A 25,068-nucleotide genomic window follows, 5' to 3' on the forward strand; every position below is an offset into this window, starting at 1 on the left:
CAGAAGGAGAGTCCCACCATGACCACCACCCTCGAGCCCACCACCCAGGTCGTCGCCAACCCCGGCCACGGCGAGTCCTTCACCGAGCACATGATCAGCATGGAGTGGAACGAGCAAGACGGCTGGTCCGCCCCGGAGCTGACCTCCCTTCAGAACCTCTCGATCCACCCCGGCATGATCGGCCTGCACTACGGCCAGGTCGCCTTCGAGGGCCTCAAGGCGCACCGCCGGGCCGACGGCGCGATGGGCGTCTGGCGCTCCGCCGACCACGCGCTGCGGTTCCAGCGCTCCTGCGCCCGGCTGGCCATGCCGGAGCTCCCGGCGGACGTCTTCGTCTCGGTGATAGACCAGCTGATCAACGCCGACCAGGGCAGCCTCTCCGACGACCCGTCACACAGCATCTACCTGCGGCCGATGATGTTCGGCACCGACACCTCGCTGATGCTGCGGCCCTCCCGCACGTACCGCTTCCTGCTGATGGCCTTCGTCGCCGGCGGCTTCTTCGGCGAGAACACCGAGTCGGTCTCGGTCTTCGTCAGCCACGACTACGTCCGGGCCTTCCCGGGCGGCACCGGCAACGTGAAGATCGCGGGCAACTACGCCCCGTCCTTCCTGGCCCAGCGCGAGGCCGAGGCGGCCGGCTGCCAGCAGGTGGTCTGGCTGGACGCGGTGGAGCGGCGCTACCTGGAGGAGATGGGCGGGATGAACATGTTCCTGGTCCGCGGCCAGGGCGCCGACGCCCAGGTGATCACCCCTCAGCTCACCGGCACCCTGCTGCCCGGCGTCACCCGTAACACCATCCTGACCCTGGCCGAGCGGCTCGGGCACCGGGTCGGCGAGGAGCGGATCACCCTGGAGCAGTGGCGCCGCGAGTGCGCCGACGGCACCATCTCGGAGGTCTTCGCCTGCGGCACCGCCGCCGTGGTCACCCCGGTCGGCCGGGTCCGCGACCGGGACGGCGACTGGACCATCGGCAACGGCACCCCGGGCCCGGTGACCCGCTCCCTCCGCACCGCCCTCACCGACCTGCACCACGGCCTCGCCGCCGACCCCGAGGGCTGGCTGCACCCCACCCGCTGACGACCCGAAAACAGGTGGGCCAGGGCATGCCCTGGCCCACCTGTTTTCGTTCGGACACTACCTTGAGCAGAAAACTCCGGACTTGCACAGGACATGCACATTCTTCACCTGATCAGGCGAGCGGACGACCGGACCGAGGCTTCCGGACGCCCTGACGATCTAGTGTCGTCAGTGACCGGGGAACAGGGTCGGCGCGACTGCTGACATCATCAACCCCGGTTTCTTCACGCATATTTGACGACCTGTCAGGACGACAGGCGGTCGCTGTGACCATATGAAGGAGACCCGGCAGATGTCCGTCGACGCAAGCCTGGAGAGCACCCAGGCCCAGGAGAAGCAGCTGAGCCTCGGCACAGCCGCTGCGCGCAATCTCGCCACCACGACCAAGTCCGCCCCGCAGATGCAGGAGATCACCTCCCGCTGGCTGCTCAAGGTGCTTCCCTGGGTGCAGACCGCCGGTGGGGCCTACCGGGTCAACCGCCGCCTGACGTACACGGTCGGCGACGGCCGGATCGACTTCGTGAAGACCGGCTCCGAGGTCCGGGTGATCCCGGCCGAGCTGGGTGAGCTGGCGCTGCTGCGCGGCTTCGACGACCCGGACGTGCTGCTTGCGCTGGCCGGCCGGTGCGTCCAGCGCGAGTTCCGGGCCGGTGAGGTGCTGGCCGAGCTCGGCGAGCCGATCGACCAGCTGCACCTGCTGGCGCACGGCAAGGTCAGCCGGGCCGGTCTGGACGCGTACGACGCGCCCACCCAGCTCGGTGTGCTGGCCGACGGCGACCGGTTCGGCGAGCAGAGCCTGACCGACGACACCGCGCTGTGGGACTACACCGTCAAGGCCGTCACCAACGGCACCGTCCTCTCGCTCTCCCGGGCCGACTTCCAGACCATCCTGGACGCCTCGCCCACCCTCCAGGCGCACGTGCAGGAGTTCCTGACCCTCCCCCAGCAGCGGCAGAACGAGCTGGGCGAGGCGGAGATCGCCCTCTCGGCCGGCCACTGGGGCGAGGTCCAGCTGCCCGGGACCTTCGTCGACTACGACGCCGCGCCGCGCGAGTACGAGCTGAGCGTCGCGCAGACCGTGCTCCGGGTGCACACCCGGGTCGCCGACCTGTACAACCAGCCGATGAACCAGACCGAGCACCAGCTCCGGCTGACCGTCGAGGCGCTGCGCGAGCGCCAGGAGCACGAGCTCATCAACAACCCCGAGTTCGGCCTGCTGAACAACACCGACTTCAAGCAGCGCCTGCAGACCCACTCGGGCCCGCCCACCCCGGACGACCTGGACGAGCTGCTCAGCCGCCGCCGGGACACCGACTTCCTGCTGGCCCACCCGCGCACCATCGCCGCCATCGGCCGGGAGTTCAACTCCCGTGGCCTGTACCCGGACCACGTGGACCTGCACGGCTCCAAGGTGCCGTCCTGGCGCGGCGTGCCGATCCTGCCCTGCAACAAGATCCCGGTCAGCAAGGACCGGACCAGCTCGATCATCGCGATGCGGACCGGCGAGGACAACCAGGGTGTGATCGGCCTGCACCAGACCGGCATCCCGGACGAGTACCAGCCGAGCCTGTCGGTCCGGTTCATGGGCATCGACGAGAAGGCGATCATCTCCTACCTGGTCACCGCCTACTACTCCGCCGCCGTCCTGGTGCCGGACGCGCTGGGTGTGCTGGAGAACGTCCAGATCGCCAACGGACGCGACTAGTCCATCGGTTGAGCAGGCATCGGGCGGTCCGGCCGCATGGCCGGGCCGCCCSGTGCCATGACCCACGAAAGGCTTGGCACACCGATGGCGCCGCAACCCTTCCAACTGCCGGACTTCTACATGCCGTACCCGGCCCGGCTGAACCCCCATCTGGAGAGCGCCCGCGAGCACTCCAAGGCCTGGGCCCGCGAGATGGTGATGATCGAGGGCTCCGGGATCTGGGACGAGGACGACTTCGACCGGCACGACTACGCGCTGCTCTGCTCGTACACCCACCCGGACTGTGACGCCGCCGAGTTGGCGCTGATCACCGACTGGTACGTCTGGGTGTTCTTCTTCGACGACCACTTCCTGGACATCTTCAAGCGCAGCGGCGACCTGGTCGGCGGCAAGGCCTACCTGGACCGGCTGCCCGCCTACATGCCGCTGGACGACAGCCGGGGCTATCCGGAGCCGACCAACGCGGTCGAGGCCGGCCTGGCCGACCTCTGGGCCCGGTCCGTGCCGACCATGTCGATGGACTGGCGGGAACGTTTCGCCGTGGCCACCAAGGCGCTGCTGGACGAGTCCATGTGGGAGCTCGCCAACATCAACGAGGGCCGGGTCTCCAACCCGATCGAGTACATCGCGATGCGCCGCAAGGTCGGCGGCGCGCCGTGGTCGGCCGGTCTGGTGGAGCACGCGGCGGGCGCCGAGGTGCCGGCCGTGATCGCCGCCAGCCGCCCGATGGAGGTGCTGCGGGACAGCTTCTCGGACGGGGTGCACCTGCGCAACGACCTGTTCTCCTACCAGCGCGAGGTCGAGGGCGAGGGCGAACTCTCCAACGGCATCCTGGTGTTGGAGCGGTTCCTGAACTGCTCCACCCAGGAGGCCGCCGAGCGGGTCAACGACCTGCTGACCTCCCGGCTCCAGCAGTTCGAGCACACCGCGCTGACCGAAGTCCCGATGCTCCTGATCGAGAACGGGCTGGACGCCAAGGCCGCCGCCGACGTCTTCGCCTACGTCAAGGGCCTGCAGGACTGGCAGTCCGGCGGCCACGAGTGGCACCTGCGCTCCAGCCGGTACATGAACGAGTCCGCCAACGCCGGGTCCGCGCTGCCCGGCTTCCTGAGCGGGCCTTCCGGGCTCGGCACCTCGGCCGTCCGGTTGTTCGGCTCGGTCGCCCGGACCATGCCCGCCCGGCTGCGCAGCTTCACCCGGACACCGTTCGAGCAGGTCGGCCCGACCGAACTGCCGGACTTCTACATGCCGTTCAAGAACGCCCTGAGCCCGCACCTGGACCAGGCCAGGGAGAACGTGATCGGCTGGGCGCACCGGATGGGCCTGCTCGACCTGGTCCCCGGCGTGCCCGGCTCCGGGCTGTGGACCGAGGAGAAGCTGCGCGCGTACGACTTCGCGCTCTGCTCGGCCGGCATCCACCCGGACGCCACCCTGGAGCAGCTGGACCTCACCACGGCCTGGCTGTCCTGGGGCACCTGGGGCGACGACCTCTATCCGCTGGTCTACGGCCGCACCGGGGACATGCTCGGCGCCAAGCACCTGCACCAGCGGATGCTCGGCCTGATGCCGGTCGAGGGGGCGTCCGCGATCACCCCGCTGCACCCGATCGAGATCTCACTGGCCGACCTGTGGCAGCGTACGGCGGGCCCGATGCCGGTCGAGTCCCGCCGGGCCTTCCGGGGCGCGGTCGAGCGGATGCTGGAGAGCTGGCTCTGGGAGCTGGCGAACCAGATCCAGAACCACATCCCGGATCCGGTGGACTACATCGAGATGCGCCGGCAGACCTTCGGCTCGGACCTCACCATGGCCCTGGCCCGGCTGGCCCGGGGCAACAGCATCCCGCCGGAGGTGTTCGCCTCCACCCCGATCGTCGAGCTGGAGGCCGCGGCCGCCGACTACGCCGCGATGATGAACGACGTCTTCTCCTACCAGAAGGAGATCCAGTTCGAGGGTGAGCTGCACAACGCGGTGCTGGTGGTGCAGAACTTCCTCGACTGCGACCGGCACCAGGCGCTGGACATCGTGAGTGATCTGATGACCAGCCGGATGAAGCAGTTCGAGCACCTCACCGAGATCGAACTCCCAGCACTCCTCGACGAGTTCAACCTCGAAGCGGAGGCCAGGCGGGAGCTGGAGGGTTACGTCCAGGAGCTCCGGCACTGGCTGTACGGAATCCTGGTCTGGCACTCCGAGTGCGACCGCTACAACGAGGCCGCGCTGCAGCGGCACTTCGCCCCGACCACCACTCCGGTCCGGCAGCCGCTCGGCGGACCGACCGGTCTCGGTACGTCGGCCGCGAGGGTGCTGGAGCTGATCGGCGGCAGCTGATCGTGATCTGGGGGTGGGGGGGGGGGGGCCCTGGCTGACGATCGGTTAGCCCTTTCGAGGTATTCAGTGCCCAACTGGAGAACCTATCCACCCGGTCGCTCGGTGATCATCCACGTGAGCGACAACTCCCCTTCGACAGCGCGCCGATGGCTCTGGCGAGCCGTCACGGTCGCGGGCGCGACCGCGCTCTGCTCCGCTCTGGCCGGGGCCGCTCCCAGCGCCCCACAGGACCACGGGAACGACGGGAACCACTACGGGTGGTGCGTACGGGTCGAGTTGGACCTCGCACCGGTCTCGGTGGAGGTCACGACCGAGTTCGCGCTCGGCAGCGGCGGCGACAAGGGACACGGCCACGACCACTGGCCCTTGCCGTGGCCCTGGCCCCCGCACCACCACCCGTGCCCGCCGAAGCCCACTCCCACGCCTACCCCTTCGCCTACGCCGAAGCCGACGCCCAAGCCGTCCCCGTCGGCGAGCCCCAAGCCCTCGCCGACCCCGACCCCGTCTCCGACACCGCCACCGCCCGCCGCACCCACGCCGAAGGTGACGCCGCGTCCGACCCCGTCGCCGACGCCGCCTCGCGCGGTGATCCCGCCCCCGGTGGCCACCCCGACTCCGACGCCCACACCGACGCCGACGCCCGCCGTGACGCCGCCACGCCCGCTACCCGCACCTGCCGTAACGTTCCGCCACCCGGCCCGCGTGGCGGCGGTCGACCCGCCCAAGCGGACCACCATGCCGACGACCAGGACCGTGCTGCTGGTGACCGTCCCGGCCGTGCTCGCGGCCGGCGCCCTTCGGCCACGCGGCCGCTCGTCCGGTGGCGGCCGTGGCCGCTCCTGAACTCCCGCTCACGGCAAGCCCCCTGAACGCATCTCCCCTTCACCGGAAAACCGAATTGGAGCTCTCTCATGTCTGAGTGGGTGGCACTCCTCATCGCCATGGTCGCGGTCTGCGCCGTGGTGCTGGCGGTCGTCGTACTACGACAACGTCGGGTCGGTGAGGACGACGACCCGTCGGAGACGCCGGATGTCATCGAGTACATGACCATGATGATCGGCGTGGTCTATGCGATCGTTCTCGGCCTCGCCATCGCCGGCGTCTGGGAGGGCATGGGGGCGGCGCAGGCCGACACCCTCCGCGAGGCCCAGGCCCTGCACGAGGTGAGCGCCCGGGCCGAGGTGCTCCCGCCCGACGCCCGCGACAAGGTCCGCAGCCAGGTCGACGCCTACGTCTCGTACGTGGTCGACACCGAGTGGGCCTACATGGCGACGAACGAGGAACTCTCCCCCAAGGGCACCGAGTTGCTCGACCAGCTGCGCCGCACGGTGACCGAAAGGGCCCCGGAGAACGAGCTGGAGAACCAGGCCTACCAGCCGATGCTCGAGCGCATCGCCACCGCCGACGAGGCCCGCAACTCCCGTGGCCAGAGCGTCGGCCCGACCATGCCGGGCGTGGTCTGGTTCGGCCTGCTGACCGGCGGTGCGGTCACCGTCGGCATGCTCTTCGCCCTCCAGATCCGCCGCTCCACCCGCGAGTTGCTGCTGGCCGCCGCCTTCTCCGCCCTGATCGCCTTCCTGCTCTTCCTGATCTGGGACTTCGACAACCCCTTCGGCCGGGGCATCTCGGTCACCGCCCAACCCTTCCTCGACCTCTTCCCCCACCTCGGCTGACACGTGCGTCCCGGGTCCGTCACAGGAAGCGCCACCAGTCGTCCTGCCCACGGCTCCACGGATCCGGACGGACCCGGGCCAGGTAGACCAGGTCCACCTTGCCCACCACCGAACGGAGTTCCCGGGCGGCCCGCAACGGCAGTGCACGGATGGCCCGTTCGAGCAGGATCCGACTGTCGAGGTCCGCCTCCTCGCAGCACGGGCAGAGGGCCTGCTCGCGGTTGTCGTACGGCTCATGCCGAGGTCTGCCCCGGACGAAGCGTTCCCAGCTCTCGACAGCGGCCGCGACGCCGCCGGGCCGGTCCCGCGCGAGCTCGAAGGCGGCGACCGCCCGTTGTGCGGCCCCCGAGAGGCCGGGCACCACCCGGCGCGGGTTGCGGTTGTGGGGGTTGGCCCCCCGGGCGAGGCCCGCGCGGACGCGGGCGGGCGGCTTACGCGCCATGGGCCTTTCGTCGGCTGTTCATGCCAGCATTCTGTCCACCCGCCCCACCCTCGGCCACCGAATTTCCGGGGCGTGTCGGTGCAGCGGTGCAGGATGCCGCTATGACGATCACCAACCAGCAGGTGGCTGCGTACCCGTTCCTGCGCGTGCTCTACCAGGACGACTACTACCCGGACCCGGTCCTCGATCAGGGCAAGGCGATCCTGCTGCGGCTCTGCGAGCGGATCGAGGCCGAGCGGCCGGCGGATCTGCCCGCGCTGTACGTCCTCACCGGAGCCGCGACCGAGGAGTTCAACGCCCTGGAGGCCGAGTTCGAGGCGGCGGACAGCGAGATCGAGACGGTGGCCCGGGAGGAGATCGGCGGCGACTTCTGGTTCGTGGCCAACGCCTACGGATTCACCGACGCGGACGCAGAGGAACTGATCTCCGGCCGGAACTGGTGACACCGGGCCCGACACGGCTGGATCGACAGACACCCTCAAACTCCGCCGCCCCGCCGAGTGAGGCACCGACAGGCGCTGCGGGTGCCTCGGAAGGGCCCGGGTAGGCTGCCGGGTGCCCCTTCCGACCTGCGTGTTCCCCGCCGAGGAGTCCGTGTTGAGCAGCGTCCTGCCCGTTCTGCCGCCCGGGCCGCCGATTGTGGTGGCGGGGATCGGGGCCGACGGCTGGGCCGGGCTCGGGGAGCAGGCCAGGGCGGCGTTGCGGGCGGCCCGGGTGGTGCTCGGTGGGCCGCGCCAACTCGAGCTGCTGCCTGCCGAGGTGACGGCGGTCCGGATCGCCTGGCCCACGCCGCTGCGGCCCGCCGTCCCCTCGCTGCTGGCCGAGCATGCCGGGCAGGGCCTGGCGGTGCTGGCCAGCGGCGACCCGATGTTCTTCGGGATCGGCCGGGCCCTCGCCGAGGTGGCGGGCGCCGAACGGCTGAACGTCCTGCCGCATCCCTCCTCTCTCTCGTACGCCTGCGCCCGGCTGGGCTGGCCGCTGGAGTCCACCGAGGTGGTCAGCCTGGTCGGCCGGCCGCTGGAGACGCTGAACCTGGCGCTGAACCCCGGCCGCCGGGTCCTGGTACTCAGTGCGGACGCCGCCACCCCCGCCGCCGTTGCCGGTCTGCTGACCCGTCAGGGCTGGGGCGCGTCCCGGCTCCGGGTGCTGGAGCAGCTCGGCGGCCCTGCTGAGCACCAGGTGACAGGCACCGCCGCCGACTGGCCGCACCCACCCGGCGACCCGCTCAACGTGATCGCCCTGGACTGCGCCGAGGACGGACCCCGCAGCTCCGTGGTGCCCGGCCTGCCCGACGACGCGTACGAGTCGGACGGCCAGCTGACCAAGCGTCACGTCCGGGCCGCCACCCTGGCCACCCTCGCCCCCGCACCCGGCGAACTGCTCTGGGACATCGGCGGCGGCTCCGGCTCGATCGCGATCGAGTGGCTGCGCGCACACCGCGACTGTCAGGCCGTCAGCGTCGAACGCTCCCCCGTCCGGGCCGAGCGGATCACCCGCAACGCCGCCGCCCTCGGCGTGCCCCGGCTCCGGGTGGTCACCGGCCCCGCGCCTGCCGCGCTGGACGGCCTGCCGACCCCGGACGCGATCTTCGTCGGCGGCGGCCTCACCGCCCCCGGCCTGCTGGACGCCTGCTGGGCAGCGCTGCCGCCCGGCGGACGGCTGGTCGCCAACACCGTGACGCTGGAGTCCGAGGCGCTGCTCACCGAGTGGTACCGACGGCACGGCGGCGAACTGCTCCGGCTGGCGGTGTCGCACGCCGTCCCGGTCGGCGGCTTCACCGGCTGGCGCCAGGCAATGCCGGTCACCCAGTGGTCGGTGGTCAAGGAAAGGACCAACACAACGTGACCGTCTACTTCATCGGCGCGGGCCCCGGCGCCGCCGACCTGATCACCCTGCGCGGCCAGCGCCGGATCGCCGCCAGCCCGGTCTGCCTGTACGCGGGCAGCCTGGTGCCGCGCGAGCTGCTCGCCGAGGCCCCGCCCGGCGCCCGCCTGATCGACACCGCCGACCTGAACCTCGATCAGATCGTCACCGAACTGGTCCGCGCCCACCAGGCCGGCCAGGACGTGGCCCGGCTGCACTCCGGCGACCCCTCCGTGTTCAGCGCGGTCGCCGAGCAGATGCGACGCCTCGACGCGGCGGGCGTCCCGTACGAGGTGATCCCCGGCGTCCCCGCCTTCGCCGCCGCAGCAGCCGCGCTCAAGCGCGAACTGACCGTGCCGACGGTGGGTCAGACCGTCATCCTCACCCGGGTCTCCCGCCAGGCCACCCCGATGCCCGAGGGCGAGGACCTGGCCACCCTGGGGCGCAGCGGCGCCCTGCTGGTACTGCACCTGGCGACCCGCTACGTGGAGAGCGTGGTCGAGGAACTGCTCCCGCACTACGGCGCGGACTGCCCCGCCGCCGTGGTGGCGATGGCCAGCCGCCCCGACGAGCTGGTACTGCGCGGCACCCTCGGCGACATCGCGGCCCAGGTCAAGGAGGCAGGCGTGCTCCGCACCGCCGTCATCCTGGTCGGCCGCACCCTGGGCGCCTCGCAGTTCCCCGACAGCCACCTCTACTCGGCCGACCGCGACCGCAACCACGTCTGCGACTGAGCTCGGGCACTCCGCCCAGGGCGTCTGCCGGTCCGATGACGCCCCGCCACCCTCTCCGCAGGAGTAGCGAATTCTCGGGGGCAGCTATGCGGCAAGACGGGTCGGGACTAGCGACCGGGCTCGCTCGTACAGGTCACGCGCTTCGCCGTTGGTGGGGTGGCTGCTCAAGAGGCCAAGCATGTTCCGAATCTTGGCGTCTGCCCGCCCAGACTGAACCAGAGGATAGTCGTCAAGCACCGAATGCCAGGTAGACCACGCACCTTCGAACTGCCCTGCCTTTAGCTGCCATTCGGCGAGCAACGCCCCGTATCGAACGCGAGTCCTGCGGTACACGTCGTGACGTAGCCTGCCCGACAGCGCGAGAGACTCGACGGCACCGGGCAAGTCTCCCAGCTCGTAGCGGACTTGGCCGATGTGGTAGCTGAGCGAGGAGGGGTCATACGAGCCAAATGCTCGGCTTTCGGACTCCGCTTGGTCCATCGCACGCTCTGCCTCGCTGATCAGGCGGTGAGCGCTTGCAGCGTCCCCAATTTGAGCCGCCGAGTGCGCTTGTTGGCCAGCAAGGAACGCCCGCATGCGAGGCCCTGCCAGGGGCGAGGCTGCCGCAGCAGCGTCGGCGAGCTGCATTGCCCGCCGACCGTGTCCGAGGTCGACGGCCTGAACACTCATGCCTCGGAGCGTGGTGCAGTAGGTCAAGTGGTCCTCTGCAATCCCTGCCAACTCCAACGCCTTGACGTAGTAGCGCTGCGCGAGCCCGTGCAGCCCTTCGTCCACCGCCATGTACCCAGTGAGATAGCAGAGATCCGAGGCGGCCGACATCAGCGCCCTTCGCACGCTCTCTGGAGCCTCGGCCCGCAGGTAGGGGCCTACGGTGTTCACCAGATAACTAGCTGACATGGGGCGGGCAGCCCGCCCGCCGAACTCATCATCAATACTGGACAGCCGCCCAGTCATGGCAACCACGGATGCTACTTCGGGCAGCCCTATCCGAATGGTTTGGCCCCGCTGGATCGACTCGGCGCGCGCTAGTACGTCCTGCCACCCCGGGACGGTCAGTGCAACAGCGAAGAGAGACGCGCCGAGCACGCTCCGCCGCGAGGGGTCCATATCTTGCCTCCCCAACTCCATCAACCCTTCGACCGTACCTGTCGGGGTTGCGGGCTGGTCGCGCGGCGGCGGGAAGCCCGCTTCGGAGTGGGTCACCAGGCGGCCGAGCCGGCGGGCAAGCACTTCGAGGATCGCAGCTTGGGCCGGGGCCTCGGGTTCCGTCCCAGTAAGCCATTGCGACACAGACGGCTGGCTGTAGGTCGACGGTCTGTTGTTCTCGGTCCCAACGGCGTTGACGGCCCGCGCGAACGACCCTTGCGTGAACTGAGCTTCCGTCAGGAGTGCAGCTAGGGAACCGTTCGGCTGCCGCTTGGCCATGATTGGAACTCCCCGCTCCGCTCTTATGGGTCTTATATCCCCTCGGTGTTGCGAGACTACCGCTCTCCGTGTTGGTGCGGTTGCGTAGAGGTAGGTCGGAAGCGGCCCGCCGAACCACCGACTACGGCGGCTCGACTACCGGCCCCATGCGTTGCCATGCCCCGAGGAGGCATTGTGTCCACCAAGTTGGCCGTACCGCCCCCGCCGAGGCTCCGCCCCCGTTCGAAGGTGTCCACCGCCTCCGAGGCGGACCCCGGCCAACCGTTCCCGAAGTCGGCCCCGCCGGCGATCAGCCGGCGCAGCGTGACGTGCAGTTTGGGTTCATGTGGCTGCCCGAACCCCGCATGCGGTGCTGGGAGCACGGCGTGAGCCGGCCGAGCTTCGCACAGGTTGCAGCGGTCGGCCTGGTCGTCGCAGCCGGGGTCAGTGCGGCGTTCGCCGCTCAGACGGTGGTCACCCCCGGACAGGTCGGAGTGCGCGGGCTGGTCTGGTGGCTGGTCGCCGGGACGGTGTGCGCCGGTATCCCGTACGCCTACGACGGGGTGACCAGGTGGGAACGCCGAAGACGAGCGACCGTCCGGGTTCGCCGCATCCTCGCCAATCCGCCCTCGGGGCAAGTCGAGCCGTGAACGTGTTCGGTCCCGATGCCCAGCGTCCTGACTGGCGCGTCCCGCACGGACTGCGTTGGGTGCTCGGCTGGTGCTACCCCTGCGGTGCACCGCAGGACGTGACTTCGATCGAATCGTTCGGCATGCGGCCGTGGATCACTGTCTGCCACATGCACTACCGCCAGTGCCAGAAACTCCCTCCACGGGCAGCACAGTTGGGGACGTGGTCCCAAGCCCCTTCCCGCGCATGCCAGGCGACATTGCCCGCCCTCTCATCTCCCGTCCCGACCGACCTTCCGTGGAGTGGTCAGGGCGGGCTTGCCTGGAACTCTGCTCTCCCGCAGGGTGGTTGAACCTACTTGGCACCACCGCGACAAGGAGGAACAGCACAGATGACGACGACACCCGCACCGTGGGGTACGCAGCGAATGGCGCCGTACGCGCCGACCGCCATCGTTCCGCAGTACACGCCCGTGATCGACCCCGAAACCCAAATCGCGGTGATCGTGGATAAGCACGGCCGCACAGTCGAGATGGGCGCGCACGGAACCAGCACCAACACCAGCACGCCCACCAACACGGGCGGTGGTGACGGTCAGGGCGGCGGGCAGAACGCTCCCACGGACATGGACAGCATGCCCGCGAACGACCAGGACCAGGGCACGGGCTGACATGGCCGCTCGGCACCGGGCCGTACTGGTCCTGACCAACCCGTACGACGCGACAGCGGACGTGGTGCTACGCGTCTTGGCTGACCGCCGAGTACCTGTCGTCCGTGTGGACCCCGGCGCCGATCTGCACACGGGTGCCTCACTGACTACCCGGTACAGCACGGGTATGCAGTGGGGCACCCTCCGCACGTCAAGCCGGATGCTCGACCTGTCAAAGGTTCGGGCGGTGTGGGTCCGCAGGCCCTCGCCCTACGATGCGCTCCCCGGCATGGCGGAGCGTGACGGCAAGTTCGCCGCCGCACAGGCGTTCTGGGGTACCGGGGGCATCCTGGCCTCGCTGACCGGCGCCCATTACGTGAACCACCCGTGGCATATCCGCAATGCCGAGTACAAGCCGGCACAGCTCGCCGTGGCGAGCCGTAGCGGGTTCCTGGTGCCGAACACGGTCATCACCACGGACCCGCAGGAGGCCCGGGAGTTCTGCGCCTACCAACCCGGCGGCGCCGTCTACAAGCCGTTGTGGGACAGCCGGTACCGTGACGCCGAGGGAACGGCGCAGCAGGTATGGGTGCGGGGTGTCGACCCTGCCGAGATCACCGACGCCGTGTCCCTGTGCCCGCACCTTTTCCAGGCGAAGGTACCGAAACTGTTCGACGTGAGGGTGACCGCCGTGGGCGACCGCCTGTTCGGGGTCCGCATTGACAGCCCCGATCTCGACTGGCGCCACCGGCAGGACCTGATGACGTGCGCGCCGGTTGAGGTCCCCGAGCCGGTCGCGCGTTCGGTCGCCGCCTACCTCTCCGAACTCCGTTTGGTGTACGGCGCGTTCGACTTCGCCGTGACCGCCGACGGTTCCTGGTACTTCCTTGAGTGCAACGCAAACGGGCAATGGGCCTGGCAGCCGGCGGAGACCACCGCAGCAATCGCCGCAGCCCTCGCCGACCAGCTAGAGAAAGGCCCCGAGACGTGAGTACATCGGCCGAACTCCGCGCCGCCCTGGTGGAACAGCTCACCAAGGACGGCACACTCACCGAACCCGAGTGGCGCAGCGCTGCCGAGAACGTCCCCCGGGAACTGTTCGTCGGGTCGTTCTTCCTGCCGGTCCCCGGAAGCAACCCGACCGCCTATCGGCCTGTGCACAAGGACGAGCCCGGATGGCTCGAACAGATCTACTCGAACGAAACGTTGGTCACCCAACTCGACGGCCGTATCCGGCCCGAGGACGTGACCGAGGGCACCGTGACCGGTTCCCCGTCGTCGTCGTCCACTCTGCCGTCGCTGGTGCTGAATATGTGGCAACAACTCGACGCCCAACCAGGGCACCAGGTCATCGAGATCGGCACGGGCACCGGTCTCTCCACCGGCTTCGGCTCGCACCGCCTCGGGGACGCCCACATCACCAGCATCGAATACGACCCGGTGGTGGCCAGGGCCGCCTCCGCCGCACTCAGGGCAGCCGGGTACGCACCCCGCCTGATCATCGGTGACGGACTGCTCGGCGACCCGGACGGGGGCGAGTACGACCGGCTGATCGCCACCTGCTCGGTTCGCCACATCCCGCAACCGTGGCTCTACCAGGTCAAGCCGGGAGGCAAGATCCTCGCCACCCTCTCCGGCTGGTCGTTCGCGTTCGGCCTTGCGCTGCTCACCGTGACCGAGCCCGGAAGTGCCTCGGGCCGCTTCCTGCCGGGGTACGTCAGTTTCATGATCGCCCGACCGCACGACCGGCCGCCCCGTCAGAGTCTCGCCCTGCTGCCCGGTGACGAGCGGCCGACCAGGATCGACCCCGAGATCATCAGCACCTGGACCGGCAGTTGGGTCGCGCAACTCGCTGCGCCCTCGGCCGAGCGGATGGGGGCTGGCGGGCAACAGATTCTCTCGGACGTGGCCACCGGTTCGCAGGCCCGGACTATGCCCAACCCCGACGGAGGGTGGACCGTGGTTCAGCGCGGACCGCTCCGGCTCTGGGACCAGGTGGAGAGCGCCGTTGAAGCCTGGCAGGCAGCCGGCGAGCCGCACCAAGAGGGTTTCGGCATCACGGTGTCGCCCGCAGGTCAGCGCGTCTGGATCGGCACCGAAGACGGTCCGAGCTGGAACCTGCCGATCTAAGGCCGACCGGAAACAGGCAGCCGCTGCCGAGTGCTGGGGCGGGGTGGATGGTCAGTGCCAGTCCGGGTGTTCGCGGGTGGCCCAGGCCCGGTCCACGCTGCCGGTGCGCATGCCGCGTCGGGCCTCCGGGTCCTTGACGGCCAGCCGGATGTGCCCGGCCACCGCGATCGCCACGGCCACCGCGAGCCAGTCGTGCACGAAGGTGGCGCCGGTCCGCCAGAGCAGCGGGGCGAGGTGGGTGAACCACATCAGCAGACCGGTGCCGAGCATCACCAGCACCGCCCCGGCCGTGAACGCCGCGTACAGCTTCTGGCCCGCGTTGAACTTGCCCGCCGGGCGACGGTACGAGCGCTGCCGGACCGCCCGCAGCCAGTCCCGGTCGACGGCCGTGAAGCGGTTCAGCCGGGTCAGGTCGGCGCGCAGTGCGCGGGAGACCAGACCGAGCAGCAGCGGCACCGGCAGCAGCAGCCCGGACCACTCGTGCACCAGCACCACCAGCCTTCGGCGGCCGACCAGTTGGGACAGCGGCGGGTAGTACAGGAAAGCCGCCGTCACCAGACAGCTCAGCATCAGCGCGGCCGTGGCCCGGTGGACCCGCCGCTGTGCCGGGCCGAACCGGGGGACTCGATCGGTCTCAGGTGGTCGGGGCATCATCACGTCCGTTCGACTTGCCGACCCAGGCGTCGACGTCGTAGCCGAGCCGCTCCCAGTAGCCGGGCTCGACCTCGGAGGTCACGGTGATCCCCGAGAGCCACTTCGCGGACTTGTAGAAGTACATCGGCGCCACGTAGAGCCGAACCGGCCCGCCGTGGTCGTGGCTCACCGGGGCGTCCTGCATCCGCAGCGCCACCAGGACGTCGTCCCGGCGGGCCTGATCGAGTGTCAGGCTCTCGGTGTACGCCCCGTCGAAGCAGCTGAAGCGGACCGCAGTGGCACCGGACCGGACACCGGCGGCGTCCAGCAGATCCGCCAGCCGGACACCCTCGAACGGGGTGGCGGGCACCCGCCAGCCGGTCACGCACTGCACGTCGCGGACGATCCGGCGCTGCGGCAGCGCCTGCAGCTCGGGCAGCCGGTAGCTCGCCGGACGGTCCACCAGGCCGTCGACGGTCAGGGTGTAGTCGGCCGCCGTCCGGGGCCGCACCGAGCTGACCACCGAGTAGTAGCGGAAGCCGCCGCCCCCGGGCAGCAGGTCGGTCAGTCCGGTCGGGTCCTTGCTGGTCACGGCCTCCACGCCGCGCTGCAGGTACGGCCCGGCCGCCACCCCGGCCACGCCGAGCCCGAGCATGGCGAGCACCACCCGCCGCCCGACCGGCGCACCTCGGCCCGATGTCCCACCGTCATCCGTCACGCCCCCGATTCGACCAGCTCCGGAGCCCCCTGACCAGGGCCGGCGGCCGGACGTCAGACTCTCGTCATCTCTCCCGAGTACCCGAGCGCCGCGCCCCGCCMCCGGCGGCCGGCTCGGTCAGCCCGCGGTACTGACCGGCAGCAGGGCCGGGCGACGGGCGGTGCGGCCGTCGCCGGAGGAGCGGCCGCGGATGCGGCGGGCGAGCCAGGGACCGAGGAAGGCGCCGGCCCAGCGGAGTTCGGCGGCGGTGGCCCGCAGGGCTCCGGGCACGGGCTGCGGGGGCAGCCCTCGGGTCCAGCTGTCGTCGCTGCCGGGGAGGCCGAGGGCCTCGGCCACGGCGTCGGCGATCCGCTGGTGGCCGAGCGGGGAGGCGTGCAGTCGGTCGGTGCTCCACATCCGGGGATCGGTGGTGGCCTCCGGGAGGGCGGTCTCGGCCACCGCGACGCCGTGCCGGGCGGCGGCGGCCCGGATCCGGTCGTTCAGCTCCAGGACCCGGGGGCGCAGCGGCTTGGCCAGGCTGACGATCCGTCCGACGTCGGGGAAGGTCACCGTCGCGACCTGCGCCCCCGCCCCGGTGAGGGCGGCGAACATCTCCTCCAGCTCGCCCGCCACCCGTGCCGGGTCGAAACCGGGCCGGAGCAGGTCGTTGACGCCGGCCACCACGGTGGCCAGGTCGGGGCGGAGCGCGAGCGCGGGGCCGAGCTGTTCGGCCCGGACCTGCCCGGCGAGCCGGCCCCGGACGGCCAGGTTGGCGTACTGCACGGCGGGGTCGGCGGCGGCCAGCTGCTCGGCCAGGCGGTCCGCCCAGCCACGCAGGCCGACGGTGTCGTCCCCGTCGCCGACGCCCTCGGTCTGACTGTCGCCGAGGGCGACGTAGCGAAGGTAGGTACGGGGCCGGGGGTCAGGCGTGCTCGGCATGGTTCTCCTGTCGCGCTGTCAGGACGGCCGCGATCCGCAGGCACCAGTCCCGGGTCTCCTGTTCGAACGCCACGCCGCGCAGGCAGGTCAGGTACGGCCCGATCCGCTCGCCGTGACGCAGGTACTCGTCCTCCTCCGCGCCGCCGCGCAGCGTCCGGAGCAGCTCGGTCAGGAACTCGACCTTGCCCTTGCACACCTCCGCCCGCTCCAGCAACTGCGCGATCACCGCCGCGGTGCCGATCCGGTCGGCGGCCTGCACCTTCACCATCAGGTCGTCCCGGATGAACGAGGGCTTCGCCACCGTCTCCGCGAACGCCTCCAGTTCGGCCCGGCCGGCCTCGGTGACCTGGAAGAGGCGCTTGTTCGGCCGCCCCTCCTGGAGCACCTGACGCCCCGACAGCAGGCCCTCCTTCTCCAGCTTGGCCAGCTCGGCGTAGAGCTGCTGGGGCAGCGCGTGCCAGAAGTTGGCCACGCCGATGTCGAACGCCTTCGCCAGCTGGTAACCGCTGTACTCGCCGTCCAGCAGCGCGGCCAGTACGGCGTGCCGCAGTGCCATCTCCGTCGCCCCTTCCTTTCCGAGGTCCGTGGCTGCATCATACTCAAGAAAGTGACTAGTCAGATTGATGACTATCGAGGAGGACCCGTGGGGTCGACCGCCGACCGTTTCCGCACCGCCGTCGAGAAGGGCGACCACACCGCCCTGGAGGACCTGTTCAGCGAGGACATCCGCTTCTACAGCCCGGTGAAGTTCACCCCGTTCGAAGGCCGCCCGCTGGTGCTCGGGCTGTTCGGCGTCCTGCTGCGCACCTTCGAGGACTTCCGCTACCTGGGCGAGTTCGAGGGCACCGCCGAGACCACCGGCGGCGGACCCACCGCCCCCTCCGTGATCCTGCCGTTCCGCACCACGATCGACGGCCGGCAGATCCACGGCATCGACCAGCTCCACTTCGACGCGGACGGCCGGATCAACGAGTTCACCGTCATGGTCCGGCCCCTGACGGCCGTTCAGACCCTCTCGGAGGCGGTCCTGCGCGGCCTGGTCGCCGACGGCCTGATCCCCGCCCCGTTCCCTGCCCCGTCCCCCGAGCGGTAGCCGCCGGCGGCGCTCAGGCCCGGCCCACGATGACCCCGGCCCGGTCGATACAGATCACGTCGACGGCGACCGGGGCGCCGCGCAGCACGTCCAGCGCCGTGGCCCGGGCGCCCGCCGCGACCAGGTCACCGAGCGGCACGCCGGCGGCGGAGCAGAGCTGGATCGCCTCCAGCGCGGTGTTCGCCGACGCCACCGCCGCCGTCAGCTCCACGGAGGCGCCGCCCTGCCGGGCCAGCGAGGCGAGGTAGCCCTTGTCGACCTGGGAACGGGCCGAGTGCAGGTCGAGGTGCCCGGCCGCGAGCTTGGAGAGTTTGGCGAAGCCGCCCGCGATGGTGAGGCGGTCGACCGGGTGGCGCTTGACGTACTTGAGCACCGCGCCCGCGAAGTCGCCCATGTCGAGCAGGGCGTCCTCCGGCAGGCCGTGCACCGCGACGGCGACCTTCTCCGAGGTCGAGCCGGTGCACCCGGCGACATGGGTACGGCCGGCCGCCCGGGCGACGTCCACGCCGCGCCGGATGCTGTCGATCCAGGCCGAGCAGGAGTACGGCACCACGATGCCGGTGGTCCCCAGGATGGAGAGTCCGCCGAGGATGCCGAGCCGGGGGTTCCAGGTGGAGCGGGCGATCTCCTCGCCGTGGTCGACCGAGATCTCCACCTCGACGTCCCCGGCGCCGCCGTGCCGGCCGGCCACCTCGGCGATGTGATCACGCATCAGCTGCCGGGGCACCGGGTTGATCGCAGGTTCGCCGACCGGGATCGGCAGTCCGGCCTTGGTGACCGTGCCGACCCCGGGACCGGCCCGGAAGACCACGCCGCTGCCGGGCGGGCCGAGCCGTACGGTGGAGCGGATCAGGGCCCCGTGCGTGACGTCCGGGTCGTCCCCGGCATCCTTGACCACTGCGGCCATCGCCCGGCCGTCGGCGAGCAGTTCGGCGGCCAGCGCGAAGGCGGGCTGCTGCCCCTTGGGCAGCGTGATGGTCACCGGGTCGGGGAACTCGCCGGTCAGCAGGGCGGTGTAGGCCGCCGTGGTGGCGGCGGTCGCGCAGGCGCCGGTCGTCCAGCCGTGCCGCAGGCCGCTGCTCTTCAGCTGCCCGGCCCGGCCTCCCGTAGTCTCACCAGCCACGTACGTCCCCTGGAGTTCCGTTGCACATCCTGATCCTCGGCGGCACCACCGAAGCCCGCGAACTCGCTGCCGCGCTCGCCGACCGTACCGGGCCGGTCGGTCCAAGGGTCACCAGCTCGCTCGCCGGGCGGGTGGCGCAGCCCCGGCTGCCCGAGGGCGAGGTCCGGGTCGGCGGCTTCGGCGGGCCGGCCGGACTGGCGGCCTGGCTGCGGGCCGAGGCGGTGGACGCGGTCATCGATGCCACCCATCCCTTCGCCGGCACCATCAGTCGGAACGCGGCCGAGGCGGCCGCCGAGGTCCATGTTCCCCTGTTGGCCCTGCGTCGTCCCAGCTGGGTGCCGGTTTCCGGGGACCGCTGGCACCCGGTCGGCTCCCTGGACGAGGCGGCCGCGCTGCTGCCGACGCTCGGCAGCCGGATCTTCCTGACCACCGGACGCCAGGGACTGGCCGCCTTCGCCGCCCTCGACGGCCTGTTCTTCCTGGCCCGTTCGGTGGATGCACCCGAGCCGCCGATGCCCGCGCACACCGAGGTGCTGCTCGACCGGGGCCCGTTCACCCTGGACGGCGAGCGGGCGGTGCTGCGCGAGCACCGGATCGACGTCCTGGTCACCAAGGACAGCGGCGGCGCGGCCACCGCCCCCAAGCTCGCCGCCGCCCGCGAACTCGGCCTGCCGGTCGTGGTGGTGAGCCGTCCGGAACCGCCGGCCGGTGTGCCGACGGTCCCCGACGTCCCGTCAGCCCTGGGCTGGCTCGCGCAGCTGTGAGAGCGCGGTCTCCAACGCCTGCTCGGCCGGCACCGCGACCTCCGGGACGACGCCGACGCCCTCCCAGTTGGTCTTGGTGATCGGGTTGATCGAGCGGGCGGTCGGCACCGTCACCGTGACGTGCGGGGTGAGCGCGAACCGGTCGGTGGGGTGGGCGCCGCCCCGGGTGGTCTCGCCGATCAGGGTGGCGCGCTTGTTGGCCTGCAGGTTGTAGGCCAGCTCCTCACCGCCGGAGAAGGTGAAGGCGGCGGTCAGCACGGTCACCGGGCGGCCCAGGTAGCGCGGCGCCGGGAGGTGCGGGTAGGTCCAGAACTGCCGGGTGGAGTCGGTCTCCCGGTCGTAGATGTCGTTCAGGTGCACCTCGTCGTCGCCGAAGAAGAAGCTGCACCAGAGCGCGACGCCGTTCGGCGAGCCGCCCCGGCAGTTCCGCAGGTCGATCACCAGGCCGTCGGTGTGCGTGACCAGTTGCATGGCCGCGCCGATCGCCTGGTAGCCGGCGGCGGCGTCCGGGATGAACCGCAGGTCGAGGTAGCCGACGTTGCCGTCGAGGTGCTCGACCCCGGCGATACCGAAGTTGCCCTTGCGGTAGTACTCCGCCCAGCGTTCCTTCTCCTCCTCCGGCGAGTCCTCCTCCTCGACCGGCACCGCCTCGTCGCTCCAGAGCAGCCGCAGGTGCTTGTCCGCTCGGACCTCCTGGAGGTGCGCGGTCACGGCCGCGCACAACTCGGGGCCGCCGAGCCCGTCGTACTCACCCTTCGCCGCGCGCCCACGCAGCGCCTCCTCGATCCCGGCGGTCAGTTCGGGAAAGACGTACCGGTCGTTGATCTTGGTCAGGGCCGCGTCGAGAATCTCGCTGTTTGAGGTCATGAGCGCGAATCGTACGAGCTGCCCCAGGTGATCACGACTGGTTTACCCCTCCGCCCGGTTTGCCGGTCGGACAGTCGGAAGAGATCATGATGGCCGGTCGGGCAGTCCAGCCCACCGCTGCCACGGGGGAGTTCGATGAACATCAGCGTCACCGACCAGCTGACCAGCAGTGAGCTGCTCCGCGGATTGAAGCTGGCCAGAAGGCCGCAACGGGTCTTCGGCTGGATCGTCACCGCGCTCGCGCTCGCCGCCGGATCGGCCAACCTCGCGCTGGGCAAGCACCCGATCGGGGTGGTAGCGCTGGCGGCTGGAACCGTCTACACCCTGCTGCTCACGGTCGGCTACCGGGCCGCCGTCGCCCGGCAGGCCGACCGGATCTGCCGACCGGGCCGGGCGACCCTGACCGACGAGTGGTATCTGGTGGAGAACGATCTGGAGCGGGTCGAGGTCAGGTGGTCGACGCTGCGGCGGCTCCAGGAGACCGACGAGTTCGTGCTGCTGCACGGAGCGAAGGGAGCGGTGGCGGTCGTCCCCAAGCGGGCCTTCGAGGCGTCCGAACTGGCGGAGTTCAGCGCCTTCGTCGCCCGGCACGACAAGGCCGCCAGAACCGGCGCCCGCTGACGGCGGATCGGCTCGGCAGGAGCCGCAAGGCCGTGCGGCTCCTGCCTGCCCCGGTCAGGCCTCCGGGTAGCGGCGCGGGGTCCAGACCACCTCGGTGCCGTTGTCCCGGGCCACCGCCTGGGTCTGCGAGGAGCCGATCAGCAGGATGGTCCGCATGTCGACCTCCGCCGGGTCCAGCTCGCCGAGCTTCACCGTACGGACCCGTTCGGTCGGGCCGCCGACGTCACGGGCCATCACCACCGGGGTGTCGGCGGCGCGGTGCTCAAGGAGCAGGTCGCGGGCCAGTCCGACCTGGGTGGTGCGGGACTGCGAGCCGGGGTTGTACAGCGCCAGCACCAGGTCGGCGACGGCCGCCGCGCGCAGCCGGGCCGCCACCACCTCCCAGGGCTTGAGCCGGTCGGAGAGCGAGACCACCGCGTAGTCGTGACCGAGCGGGGCGCCGGCCCGGGAGGCGGCCGCGTGGGCGGCCGTCATACCGGGGACGATCCGCACCGGCACCGAGCGGTACGGGTCTGCGCAGGCCGCCTCGAGCACGGCGGTGGCCATCGCGAAGACGCCCGGGTCACCGGAGGAGACCACCGCGACCCGGCGGCCCCGCCGGGCCAGGTCGAGGGCGAACTCGGCGCGCTCGGCCTCCACCTTGTTGTCCGAGCCGTGCCGCAGCTGCCCGGCCCGGACCGGCACCCGGTCCAGGTAGGTGGTGTAGCCCACCAGGTCGGTGGCGGCGGCGAGTTCACCGCGTGCCTCGGGCGTCAGCCAGAGCGGTCCGGCCGGACCGGTGCCGATCACCACCACCTCGCCGGGGCCGTCGTAGACCGGCGCCGAGGCACCGGCCGCGACCCGGCTGGGCAACACGGCCACCGAGAAGTACGGCACGGTCGACGGGTCCACCTCCGCCAGCGGCGCGGTGCGCTCGCCCGGCATGGTGGCTCGCTCGACGTAGTGCGCCTCGGCCAGTCGGCCCGAACGCTCCAGCGCCCGGCGCACGGTCGGGAAGGTCCGGCCGAGCTTCATCACCACGGCCGAGTCGGCGGAGGCCAGACGGGCCGTCAGCTCCTCCTCCGGCAGCGTGCCGGGCAGGATGGTGAGCACCTCCTCGGCCTCCACCAGCGCCTTGCCCAGCCGGGCGGCGGCGGCGCTGACCGAGGTCACCCCGGGCACCACCTCGGTCGGGTAGCGGTGCGCGAGACGCTTGTGCATGTGCTGGTACGAGCCGTAGAACAGCGGATCGCCCTCGGCCAGCACCACCACCGTGCGGCCCGCGTCCAGGTGGGCGGCCAGCCGGTCGGCGGCCTGCTCGTAGAACTCGTCCAGCGCGCCCCGGTAGCCGCCGGGGTGGTCGGTGGTCTCGACCGTGATCGGGTAGACCAGCTTCTCCTCGATCACGCCCTCGGCGAAGTACGGCGCCGCGATCGAGCGGGCGATCGAACGGCCGTGCCGGGCGCTGTGGTACGCCACCACGTCGGCCTCGCCGATCAGCCGGGCGCTCTTGACGGTCACCAGCTCCGGGTCGCCGGGACCGAGCCCGACGCCGTACAGGTTCCCAGTCGTACGTTCCGTCATTCGACTTCGCTCGCAATCGCGTTGATCGCCGCGGCGGCTATCGCGCTGCCACCGCGACGGCCCCGGACCACCAGGTGCTCCAGGCCGGACGGGTGCGCGGCCAGCGCCTCCTTGGACTCGGCCGCGCCGATGAAACCGACCGGGACACCGATCACGGCGGCCGGGCGGGGAGCCCCGGCCTCGATCATCTCCAGCAGCCGGAACAGCGAGGTCGGTGCGTTGCCGACGGCGACCACCGCGCCCTCCAGGTGCGGCAGCCAGAGCTCCATCGCGGCGGCGCTGCGGGTGTTGCCCATCTCCTTGGCCAACCCGGGCACCGACGGGTCGGACAGCGTGCAGATCACCTGGTTGTCGGCGGGCAGCCGCTTCCGGGTGACCCCGCTGGCGACCATCGACACGTCACACAGGATCGGCGCCCCGGCCCGCAGCGCGGCCCGCGCGTCGGCGACCACCCCGGGCGAGTACAGCACGTCCTGCACCAGGTCGGTCATGCCGCAGGCGTGGATCATCCGCACCACGACCTGGGAGACGTCGGCCGGCAGGTGGGCCAGCTCGGCCTCGGCCCGAATGGTGGCAAAGGACTCGCGGTAGATGGCCGCGCCGTCCTTCTCGTACTCGATCACGTGGTCCTCCGGGCCTCGGCTACCGCCTCGGCCATCTGCTCCGTTGTCAGGTCCTGCGAAGTCTGTCCGTCACTGTGATGCACCGTCACCCGGTAGCCCTGCCCCGTGGCGAGCACGTCCACCCACTCGCCCGTCGGGTGTCCGCAGCGCCGCTCGCAGCCGGACCAGTGCACGGGGGCCCCGGGCACAACCGCGAGGTCCAACGCCAGCGCCGCATCCGCCCGTACGTCGGCCAGCGACTTGGCGCAGCCGGGCGTACCGGTGCAGGCGGTGGCCCGCTCCCAGGCCGATCCTGGCTCGGCTCGCAGCCCGTCCGGGGCCGGGCCGGTGGCGCCCGGGAGCACCACGCTGCGCCAGGGGGTGATCCGCAGCTCAGGGGCAGCGTCGGCGAGCTGCCGCAGCTGACCGGCAGTCAGCCGCCCGAACCGGGTGCCGACCACCAGGCCGCCCACGAACGGGCCGGGCTCCGGTGGGGCGCAGGTCACGACGGGCAGCGCTTCGGCGCCGGGGTCGAGCAGCTCGGGAGCATCCCGGACGAACCAGGCCCTGGTGCCGGTCGACCGCAGCGCGGAGAGGAAGTCCTCGGCGACGCCGAGCGCGGCCGACGCCTCGTCACCCGGCGCCACCCGCCGGGCGGTGACGGCCCGGCCGAGCCACAGCAGAGCCCCGCCACCGGGCGTTGCGATCAATGTCACATCGGCGTCCAGCGCCGCGACGTCGCCACGTCCGTCGTCCAGCGCGAACAGGAAGAGCCCGGCCAGGCCCGCTGCGAGCGGACTCGCACAGAGCAGCCGGTCCAGCTCCCGGGCCCAGCCCCGGACGTCGGCATACCCGGCACCGTCCAGCCCGGACCGCGGGGAGGCGACGATGTTGCGGACCCGCTCGTGGGTCTCCGACGGCAGCAGCCCAGCGGCCCGCAGCACCAAACCCAGCTCGGGGCCCGAGTCGGCGGGCAGGCCCCGCAGTTGGACGTTCCCGCGCGAGGTCAGCTCCAGCGCGCCGTCGCCCAGCCGCTCGGCCAGCTCGGCCAGCACCAGCGCCTGACGGTCCGTCAGCACTCCGCCGGGCAGCCGGACCCGGGCCAGCGCGCCGTCGTCGGCCGTATGCAGACGGAGCGCCCCCGGGCAGGCGTCGCCACCCGCCCGGTCGGACGGACCGGGACGTGGTTCGGCAGCGGCAGGCGTGGGTGGCATGGCGGCGAGCATACCGACGATCAGGCGGTTTGCCGCTGTCCGGTGCATCACGTAGCCCTGGCCCTTTCCCGGGCCGTACCCCGTACGATGCTCACCGGACGGGCCTCGCGGTCCGGCCACCGCCAGCGACGGCAAAGTGGAGGAAACCGGTGCGAACCCGGTGCGGTCCCGCCACTGTGACCACGGCTCAGCCGTGGAAGCCAGGAACTCCTGCCGTCCTCACACTGCCCGGGGCGCGGACCTCGAGGAAGGCTTCACCATGCGCTGTTCCTCGCGGTTCCTGCCTCCGTCCCGGGGCGTCGTCACGGCCGGGA

The 25,068-nt window shown here is 71.2% G+C and carries 26 protein-coding genes and 1 riboswitch; of the genes, 15 read left to right on the forward strand and 11 right to left on the reverse strand.

The window, feature by feature from the left end; all coding sequences use genetic code 11:
• Window positions 1-18: 18 nt before the first annotated feature.
• The 5 genes from ACXJMZ_RS00145 to ACXJMZ_RS00165 all read left to right on the forward strand — a co-directional run bounded on the left by ACXJMZ_RS00145 (window position 19) and on the right by ACXJMZ_RS00165 (window position 6,786).
• Window positions 19-1,080 carry a branched-chain amino acid aminotransferase gene (locus tag ACXJMZ_RS00145; protein WP_457027867.1) on the forward strand — a complete coding sequence of 354 codons (1,062 nt, stop codon included), beginning with the start codon at window positions 19-21 and terminating at the stop codon, window positions 1,078-1,080.
• 292 nt (window positions 1,081-1,372) lie between these two features.
• Complete coding sequence (locus ACXJMZ_RS00150) at window positions 1,373-2,785, forward strand: family 2B encapsulin nanocompartment shell protein (protein ID WP_457027868.1); 1,413 nt, start codon at window positions 1,373-1,375, stop codon at window positions 2,783-2,785.
• Between the two features lie 84 nt (window positions 2,786-2,869).
• On the forward strand, window positions 2,870-5,113 hold the full coding sequence (locus tag ACXJMZ_RS00155; protein WP_457027869.1) for a terpene synthase family protein: 2,244 nt from the start codon (window positions 2,870-2,872) through the stop codon (window positions 5,111-5,113).
• A 114-nt stretch (window positions 5,114-5,227) separates the two neighbouring features.
• Window positions 5,228-5,956 (forward strand): hypothetical protein, encoded by a 729-nt coding sequence (locus ACXJMZ_RS00160; protein ID WP_457027870.1) that lies wholly within the window; start codon window positions 5,228-5,230, stop codon window positions 5,954-5,956.
• A gap of 68 nt (window positions 5,957-6,024) precedes the next feature.
• Complete coding sequence (locus ACXJMZ_RS00165; protein ID WP_457027871.1) at window positions 6,025-6,786, forward strand: bestrophin-like domain; 762 nt, start codon at window positions 6,025-6,027, stop codon at window positions 6,784-6,786.
• A 19-nt stretch (window positions 6,787-6,805) separates the two neighbouring features.
• On the opposite strand, the gene ACXJMZ_RS00170 is transcribed toward ACXJMZ_RS00165, so the two are convergent.
• Window positions 6,806-7,228 carry a hypothetical protein gene (locus ACXJMZ_RS00170; RefSeq protein ID WP_457027872.1) on the reverse strand — a complete coding sequence of 141 codons (423 nt, stop codon included), beginning with the start codon at window positions 7,226-7,228 and terminating at the stop codon, window positions 6,806-6,808.
• Between the two features lie 101 nt (window positions 7,229-7,329).
• Between ACXJMZ_RS00170 and ACXJMZ_RS00175 the strand changes: the two genes are divergently transcribed.
• The 3 genes from ACXJMZ_RS00175 to cobM all read left to right on the forward strand — a co-directional run bounded on the left by ACXJMZ_RS00175 (window position 7,330) and on the right by cobM (window position 9,825).
• Entirely contained in the window at window positions 7,330-7,671 is a 342-nt protein-coding gene (locus ACXJMZ_RS00175; RefSeq protein ID WP_457027873.1) for a DUF5713 family protein, read from the forward strand.
• A gap of 154 nt (window positions 7,672-7,825) precedes the next feature.
• Window positions 7,826-9,073 (forward strand): precorrin-6y C5,15-methyltransferase (decarboxylating) subunit CbiE, encoded by a 1,248-nt coding sequence (gene cbiE / locus ACXJMZ_RS00180; RefSeq protein WP_457027874.1) that lies wholly within the window; start codon window positions 7,826-7,828, stop codon window positions 9,071-9,073.
• Window positions 9,070-9,825, forward strand: a complete 756-nt coding sequence (cobM, locus tag ACXJMZ_RS00185; RefSeq protein ID WP_457027875.1) for a precorrin-4 C(11)-methyltransferase — start codon at window positions 9,070-9,072, stop codon at window positions 9,823-9,825. The genes cbiE and cobM overlap by 4 nt, the downstream gene beginning before the upstream one ends.
• An 84-nt stretch (window positions 9,826-9,909) precedes the next feature.
• Here the strand turns inward: cobM and ACXJMZ_RS00190 are convergent, their stop codons facing one another.
• Window positions 9,910-11,250 (reverse strand): tetratricopeptide repeat protein, encoded by a 1,341-nt coding sequence (locus ACXJMZ_RS00190; RefSeq protein ID WP_457027876.1) that lies wholly within the window; start codon window positions 11,248-11,250, stop codon window positions 9,910-9,912.
• A 365-nt stretch (window positions 11,251-11,615) separates the two neighbouring features.
• Between ACXJMZ_RS00190 and ACXJMZ_RS00195 the strand changes: the two genes are divergently transcribed.
• From ACXJMZ_RS00195 to tgmC, 4 genes are all read left to right on the forward strand, one after another.
• Window positions 11,616-11,879: a hypothetical protein gene (locus tag ACXJMZ_RS00195; RefSeq protein ID WP_457027877.1), complete on the forward strand. Its 264-nt coding sequence runs from the start codon at window positions 11,616-11,618 to the stop codon at window positions 11,877-11,879.
• 371 nt (window positions 11,880-12,250) lie between these two features.
• On the forward strand, window positions 12,251-12,529 hold the full coding sequence (gene tgmA / locus ACXJMZ_RS00200) for a putative ATP-grasp-modified RiPP (RefSeq protein ID WP_457027878.1): 279 nt from the start codon (window positions 12,251-12,253) through the stop codon (window positions 12,527-12,529).
• Window position 12,530: 1 nt separating this feature from the next.
• Entirely contained in the window at window positions 12,531-13,499 is a 969-nt protein-coding gene (gene tgmB / locus ACXJMZ_RS00205; RefSeq protein ID WP_457027879.1) for an ATP-grasp ribosomal peptide maturase, read from the forward strand.
• Window positions 13,496-14,638 carry an ATP-grasp peptide maturase system methyltransferase gene (gene tgmC, locus ACXJMZ_RS00210; protein WP_457028042.1) on the forward strand — a complete coding sequence of 381 codons (1,143 nt, stop codon included), beginning with the start codon at window positions 13,496-13,498 and terminating at the stop codon, window positions 14,636-14,638. Before tgmB ends, tgmC begins: the two co-directional genes overlap by 4 nt.
• A 51-nt stretch (window positions 14,639-14,689) precedes the next feature.
• Here tgmC and ACXJMZ_RS00215 read toward each other — a convergent pair whose 3' ends face one another.
• The 4 genes from ACXJMZ_RS00215 to ACXJMZ_RS00230 form a co-directional block, all read right to left on the reverse strand.
• Entirely contained in the window at window positions 14,690-15,292 is a 603-nt protein-coding gene (locus ACXJMZ_RS00215; RefSeq protein WP_457027880.1) for a cytochrome b/b6 domain-containing protein, read from the reverse strand.
• Complete coding sequence (locus tag ACXJMZ_RS00220; RefSeq protein WP_457027881.1) at window positions 15,273-15,989, reverse strand: molybdopterin-dependent oxidoreductase; 717 nt, start codon at window positions 15,987-15,989, stop codon at window positions 15,273-15,275. The genes ACXJMZ_RS00215 and ACXJMZ_RS00220 overlap by 20 nt, the downstream gene beginning before the upstream one ends.
• Before the next feature lie 117 nt (window positions 15,990-16,106).
• Window positions 16,107-16,907: an SGNH/GDSL hydrolase family protein gene (locus ACXJMZ_RS00225; protein WP_457027882.1), complete on the reverse strand. Its 801-nt coding sequence runs from the start codon at window positions 16,905-16,907 to the stop codon at window positions 16,107-16,109.
• Entirely contained in the window at window positions 16,891-17,463 is a 573-nt protein-coding gene (locus tag ACXJMZ_RS00230) for a PadR family transcriptional regulator (RefSeq protein ID WP_457027883.1), read from the reverse strand. The genes ACXJMZ_RS00225 and ACXJMZ_RS00230 overlap by 17 nt, the downstream gene beginning before the upstream one ends.
• Before the next feature lie 87 nt (window positions 17,464-17,550).
• On the opposite strand from ACXJMZ_RS00230, the gene ACXJMZ_RS00235 reads away from it, so the two are divergent.
• The gene (locus tag ACXJMZ_RS00235) at window positions 17,551-18,000 is read left to right on the forward strand and encodes a nuclear transport factor 2 family protein (RefSeq protein ID WP_457027884.1); all 450 of its coding nucleotides are present in this window, start codon (window positions 17,551-17,553) and stop codon (window positions 17,998-18,000) included.
• Between the two features lie 13 nt (window positions 18,001-18,013).
• On the opposite strand, the gene ACXJMZ_RS00240 is transcribed toward ACXJMZ_RS00235, so the two are convergent.
• A complete protein-coding gene (locus tag ACXJMZ_RS00240) occupies window positions 18,014-19,123 on the reverse strand; it encodes a cobalt-precorrin-5B (C(1))-methyltransferase (protein ID WP_457027885.1) in 1,110 nt (369 codons plus the stop codon).
• 20 nt (window positions 19,124-19,143) lie between these two features.
• Here ACXJMZ_RS00240 and ACXJMZ_RS00245 point away from each other — a divergent pair, with 20 nt between their 5' ends.
• On the forward strand, window positions 19,144-19,887 hold the full coding sequence (locus tag ACXJMZ_RS00245; RefSeq protein WP_457027886.1) for a cobalt-precorrin-6A reductase: 744 nt from the start codon (window positions 19,144-19,146) through the stop codon (window positions 19,885-19,887).
• Here ACXJMZ_RS00245 and ACXJMZ_RS00250 read toward each other — a convergent pair.
• The gene (locus tag ACXJMZ_RS00250) at window positions 19,858-20,754 is read right to left on the reverse strand and encodes a S41 family peptidase (protein ID WP_457027887.1); all 897 of its coding nucleotides are present in this window, start codon (window positions 20,752-20,754) and stop codon (window positions 19,858-19,860) included. The genes ACXJMZ_RS00245 and ACXJMZ_RS00250 overlap by 30 nt on opposite strands.
• Window positions 20,755-20,889: 135 nt before the next feature.
• Here ACXJMZ_RS00250 and ACXJMZ_RS00255 point away from each other — a divergent pair, with 135 nt between their 5' ends.
• On the forward strand, window positions 20,890-21,375 hold the full coding sequence (locus ACXJMZ_RS00255; protein WP_457027888.1) for a YcxB family protein: 486 nt from the start codon (window positions 20,890-20,892) through the stop codon (window positions 21,373-21,375).
• A 54-nt stretch (window positions 21,376-21,429) separates the two neighbouring features.
• Here ACXJMZ_RS00255 and ACXJMZ_RS00260 read toward each other — a convergent pair whose 3' ends face one another.
• From ACXJMZ_RS00260 to ACXJMZ_RS00270, 3 genes are read right to left on the reverse strand one after another with little or no spacing between them, the layout of a single operon-like run.
• Window positions 21,430-22,938, reverse strand: coding sequence for a precorrin-2 C(20)-methyltransferase (locus ACXJMZ_RS00260; RefSeq protein WP_457027889.1), 1,509 nt, complete (start codon window positions 22,936-22,938; stop codon window positions 21,430-21,432).
• A complete protein-coding gene (locus ACXJMZ_RS00265; RefSeq protein WP_057239921.1) occupies window positions 22,935-23,561 on the reverse strand; it encodes a precorrin-8X methylmutase in 627 nt (208 codons plus the stop codon). The genes ACXJMZ_RS00260 and ACXJMZ_RS00265 overlap by 4 nt, the downstream gene beginning before the upstream one ends.
• The gene (locus ACXJMZ_RS00270) at window positions 23,558-24,766 is read right to left on the reverse strand and encodes a cobalamin biosynthesis protein CobG (protein ID WP_457027890.1); all 1,209 of its coding nucleotides are present in this window, start codon (window positions 24,764-24,766) and stop codon (window positions 23,558-23,560) included. The genes ACXJMZ_RS00265 and ACXJMZ_RS00270 overlap by 4 nt, the downstream gene beginning before the upstream one ends.
• Window positions 24,767-24,862: 96 nt before the next feature.
• A riboswitch (cobalamin riboswitch) is annotated at window positions 24,863-24,970 on the forward strand.
• The last annotated feature ends 98 nt before the right edge of the window (window positions 24,971-25,068 follow it).

This window comes from Kitasatospora sp. P5_F3, from assembly GCF_054049135.1.

Bases quoted from the DNA above. Each gene is read 5' to 3' on its own strand.
- ACXJMZ_RS00150 (WP_457027868.1), top strand. From the start codon at position 1,373: ATGTCCGTCGACGCAAGCCTGGAGAGCACCCAGGCCCAGGAGAAGCAG.
- ACXJMZ_RS00255 (WP_457027888.1), top strand. From the start codon at position 20,890: ATGAACATCAGCGTCACCGACCAGCTGACCAGCAGTGAGCTGCTCCGC.
- ACXJMZ_RS00270 (WP_457027890.1), bottom strand. From the start codon at position 24,766: ATGCTCGCCGCCATGCCACCCACGCCTGCCGCTGCCGAACCACGTCCC.
- ACXJMZ_RS00165 (WP_457027871.1), top strand. From the start codon at position 6,025: ATGTCTGAGTGGGTGGCACTCCTCATCGCCATGGTCGCGGTCTGCGCC.
- ACXJMZ_RS00170 (WP_457027872.1), bottom strand. From the start codon at position 7,228: ATGGCGCGTAAGCCGCCCGCCCGCGTCCGCGCGGGCCTCGCCCGGGGG.
- ACXJMZ_RS00230 (WP_457027883.1), bottom strand. From the start codon at position 17,463: ATGGCACTGCGGCACGCCGTACTGGCCGCGCTGCTGGACGGCGAGTAC.
- ACXJMZ_RS00260 (WP_457027889.1), bottom strand. From the start codon at position 22,938: ATGACGGAACGTACGACTGGGAACCTGTACGGCGTCGGGCTCGGTCCC.
- ACXJMZ_RS00155 (WP_457027869.1), top strand. From the start codon at position 2,870: ATGGCGCCGCAACCCTTCCAACTGCCGGACTTCTACATGCCGTACCCG.
- ACXJMZ_RS00250 (WP_457027887.1), bottom strand. From the start codon at position 20,754: ATGACCTCAAACAGCGAGATTCTCGACGCGGCCCTGACCAAGATCAAC.
- ACXJMZ_RS00145 (WP_457027867.1), top strand. From the start codon at position 19: ATGACCACCACCCTCGAGCCCACCACCCAGGTCGTCGCCAACCCCGGC.
- tgmA (WP_457027878.1), top strand. From the start codon at position 12,251: ATGACGACGACACCCGCACCGTGGGGTACGCAGCGAATGGCGCCGTAC.
- ACXJMZ_RS00225 (WP_457027882.1), bottom strand. From the start codon at position 16,907: ATGCCGAGCACGCCTGACCCCCGGCCCCGTACCTACCTTCGCTACGTC.
- ACXJMZ_RS00175 (WP_457027873.1), top strand. From the start codon at position 7,330: ATGACGATCACCAACCAGCAGGTGGCTGCGTACCCGTTCCTGCGCGTG.
- ACXJMZ_RS00215 (WP_457027880.1), bottom strand. From the start codon at position 15,292: ATGATGCCCCGACCACCTGAGACCGATCGAGTCCCCCGGTTCGGCCCG.
- tgmB (WP_457027879.1), top strand. From the start codon at position 12,531: ATGGCCGCTCGGCACCGGGCCGTACTGGTCCTGACCAACCCGTACGAC.
- ACXJMZ_RS00190 (WP_457027876.1), bottom strand. From the start codon at position 11,250: ATGGCCAAGCGGCAGCCGAACGGTTCCCTAGCTGCACTCCTGACGGAA.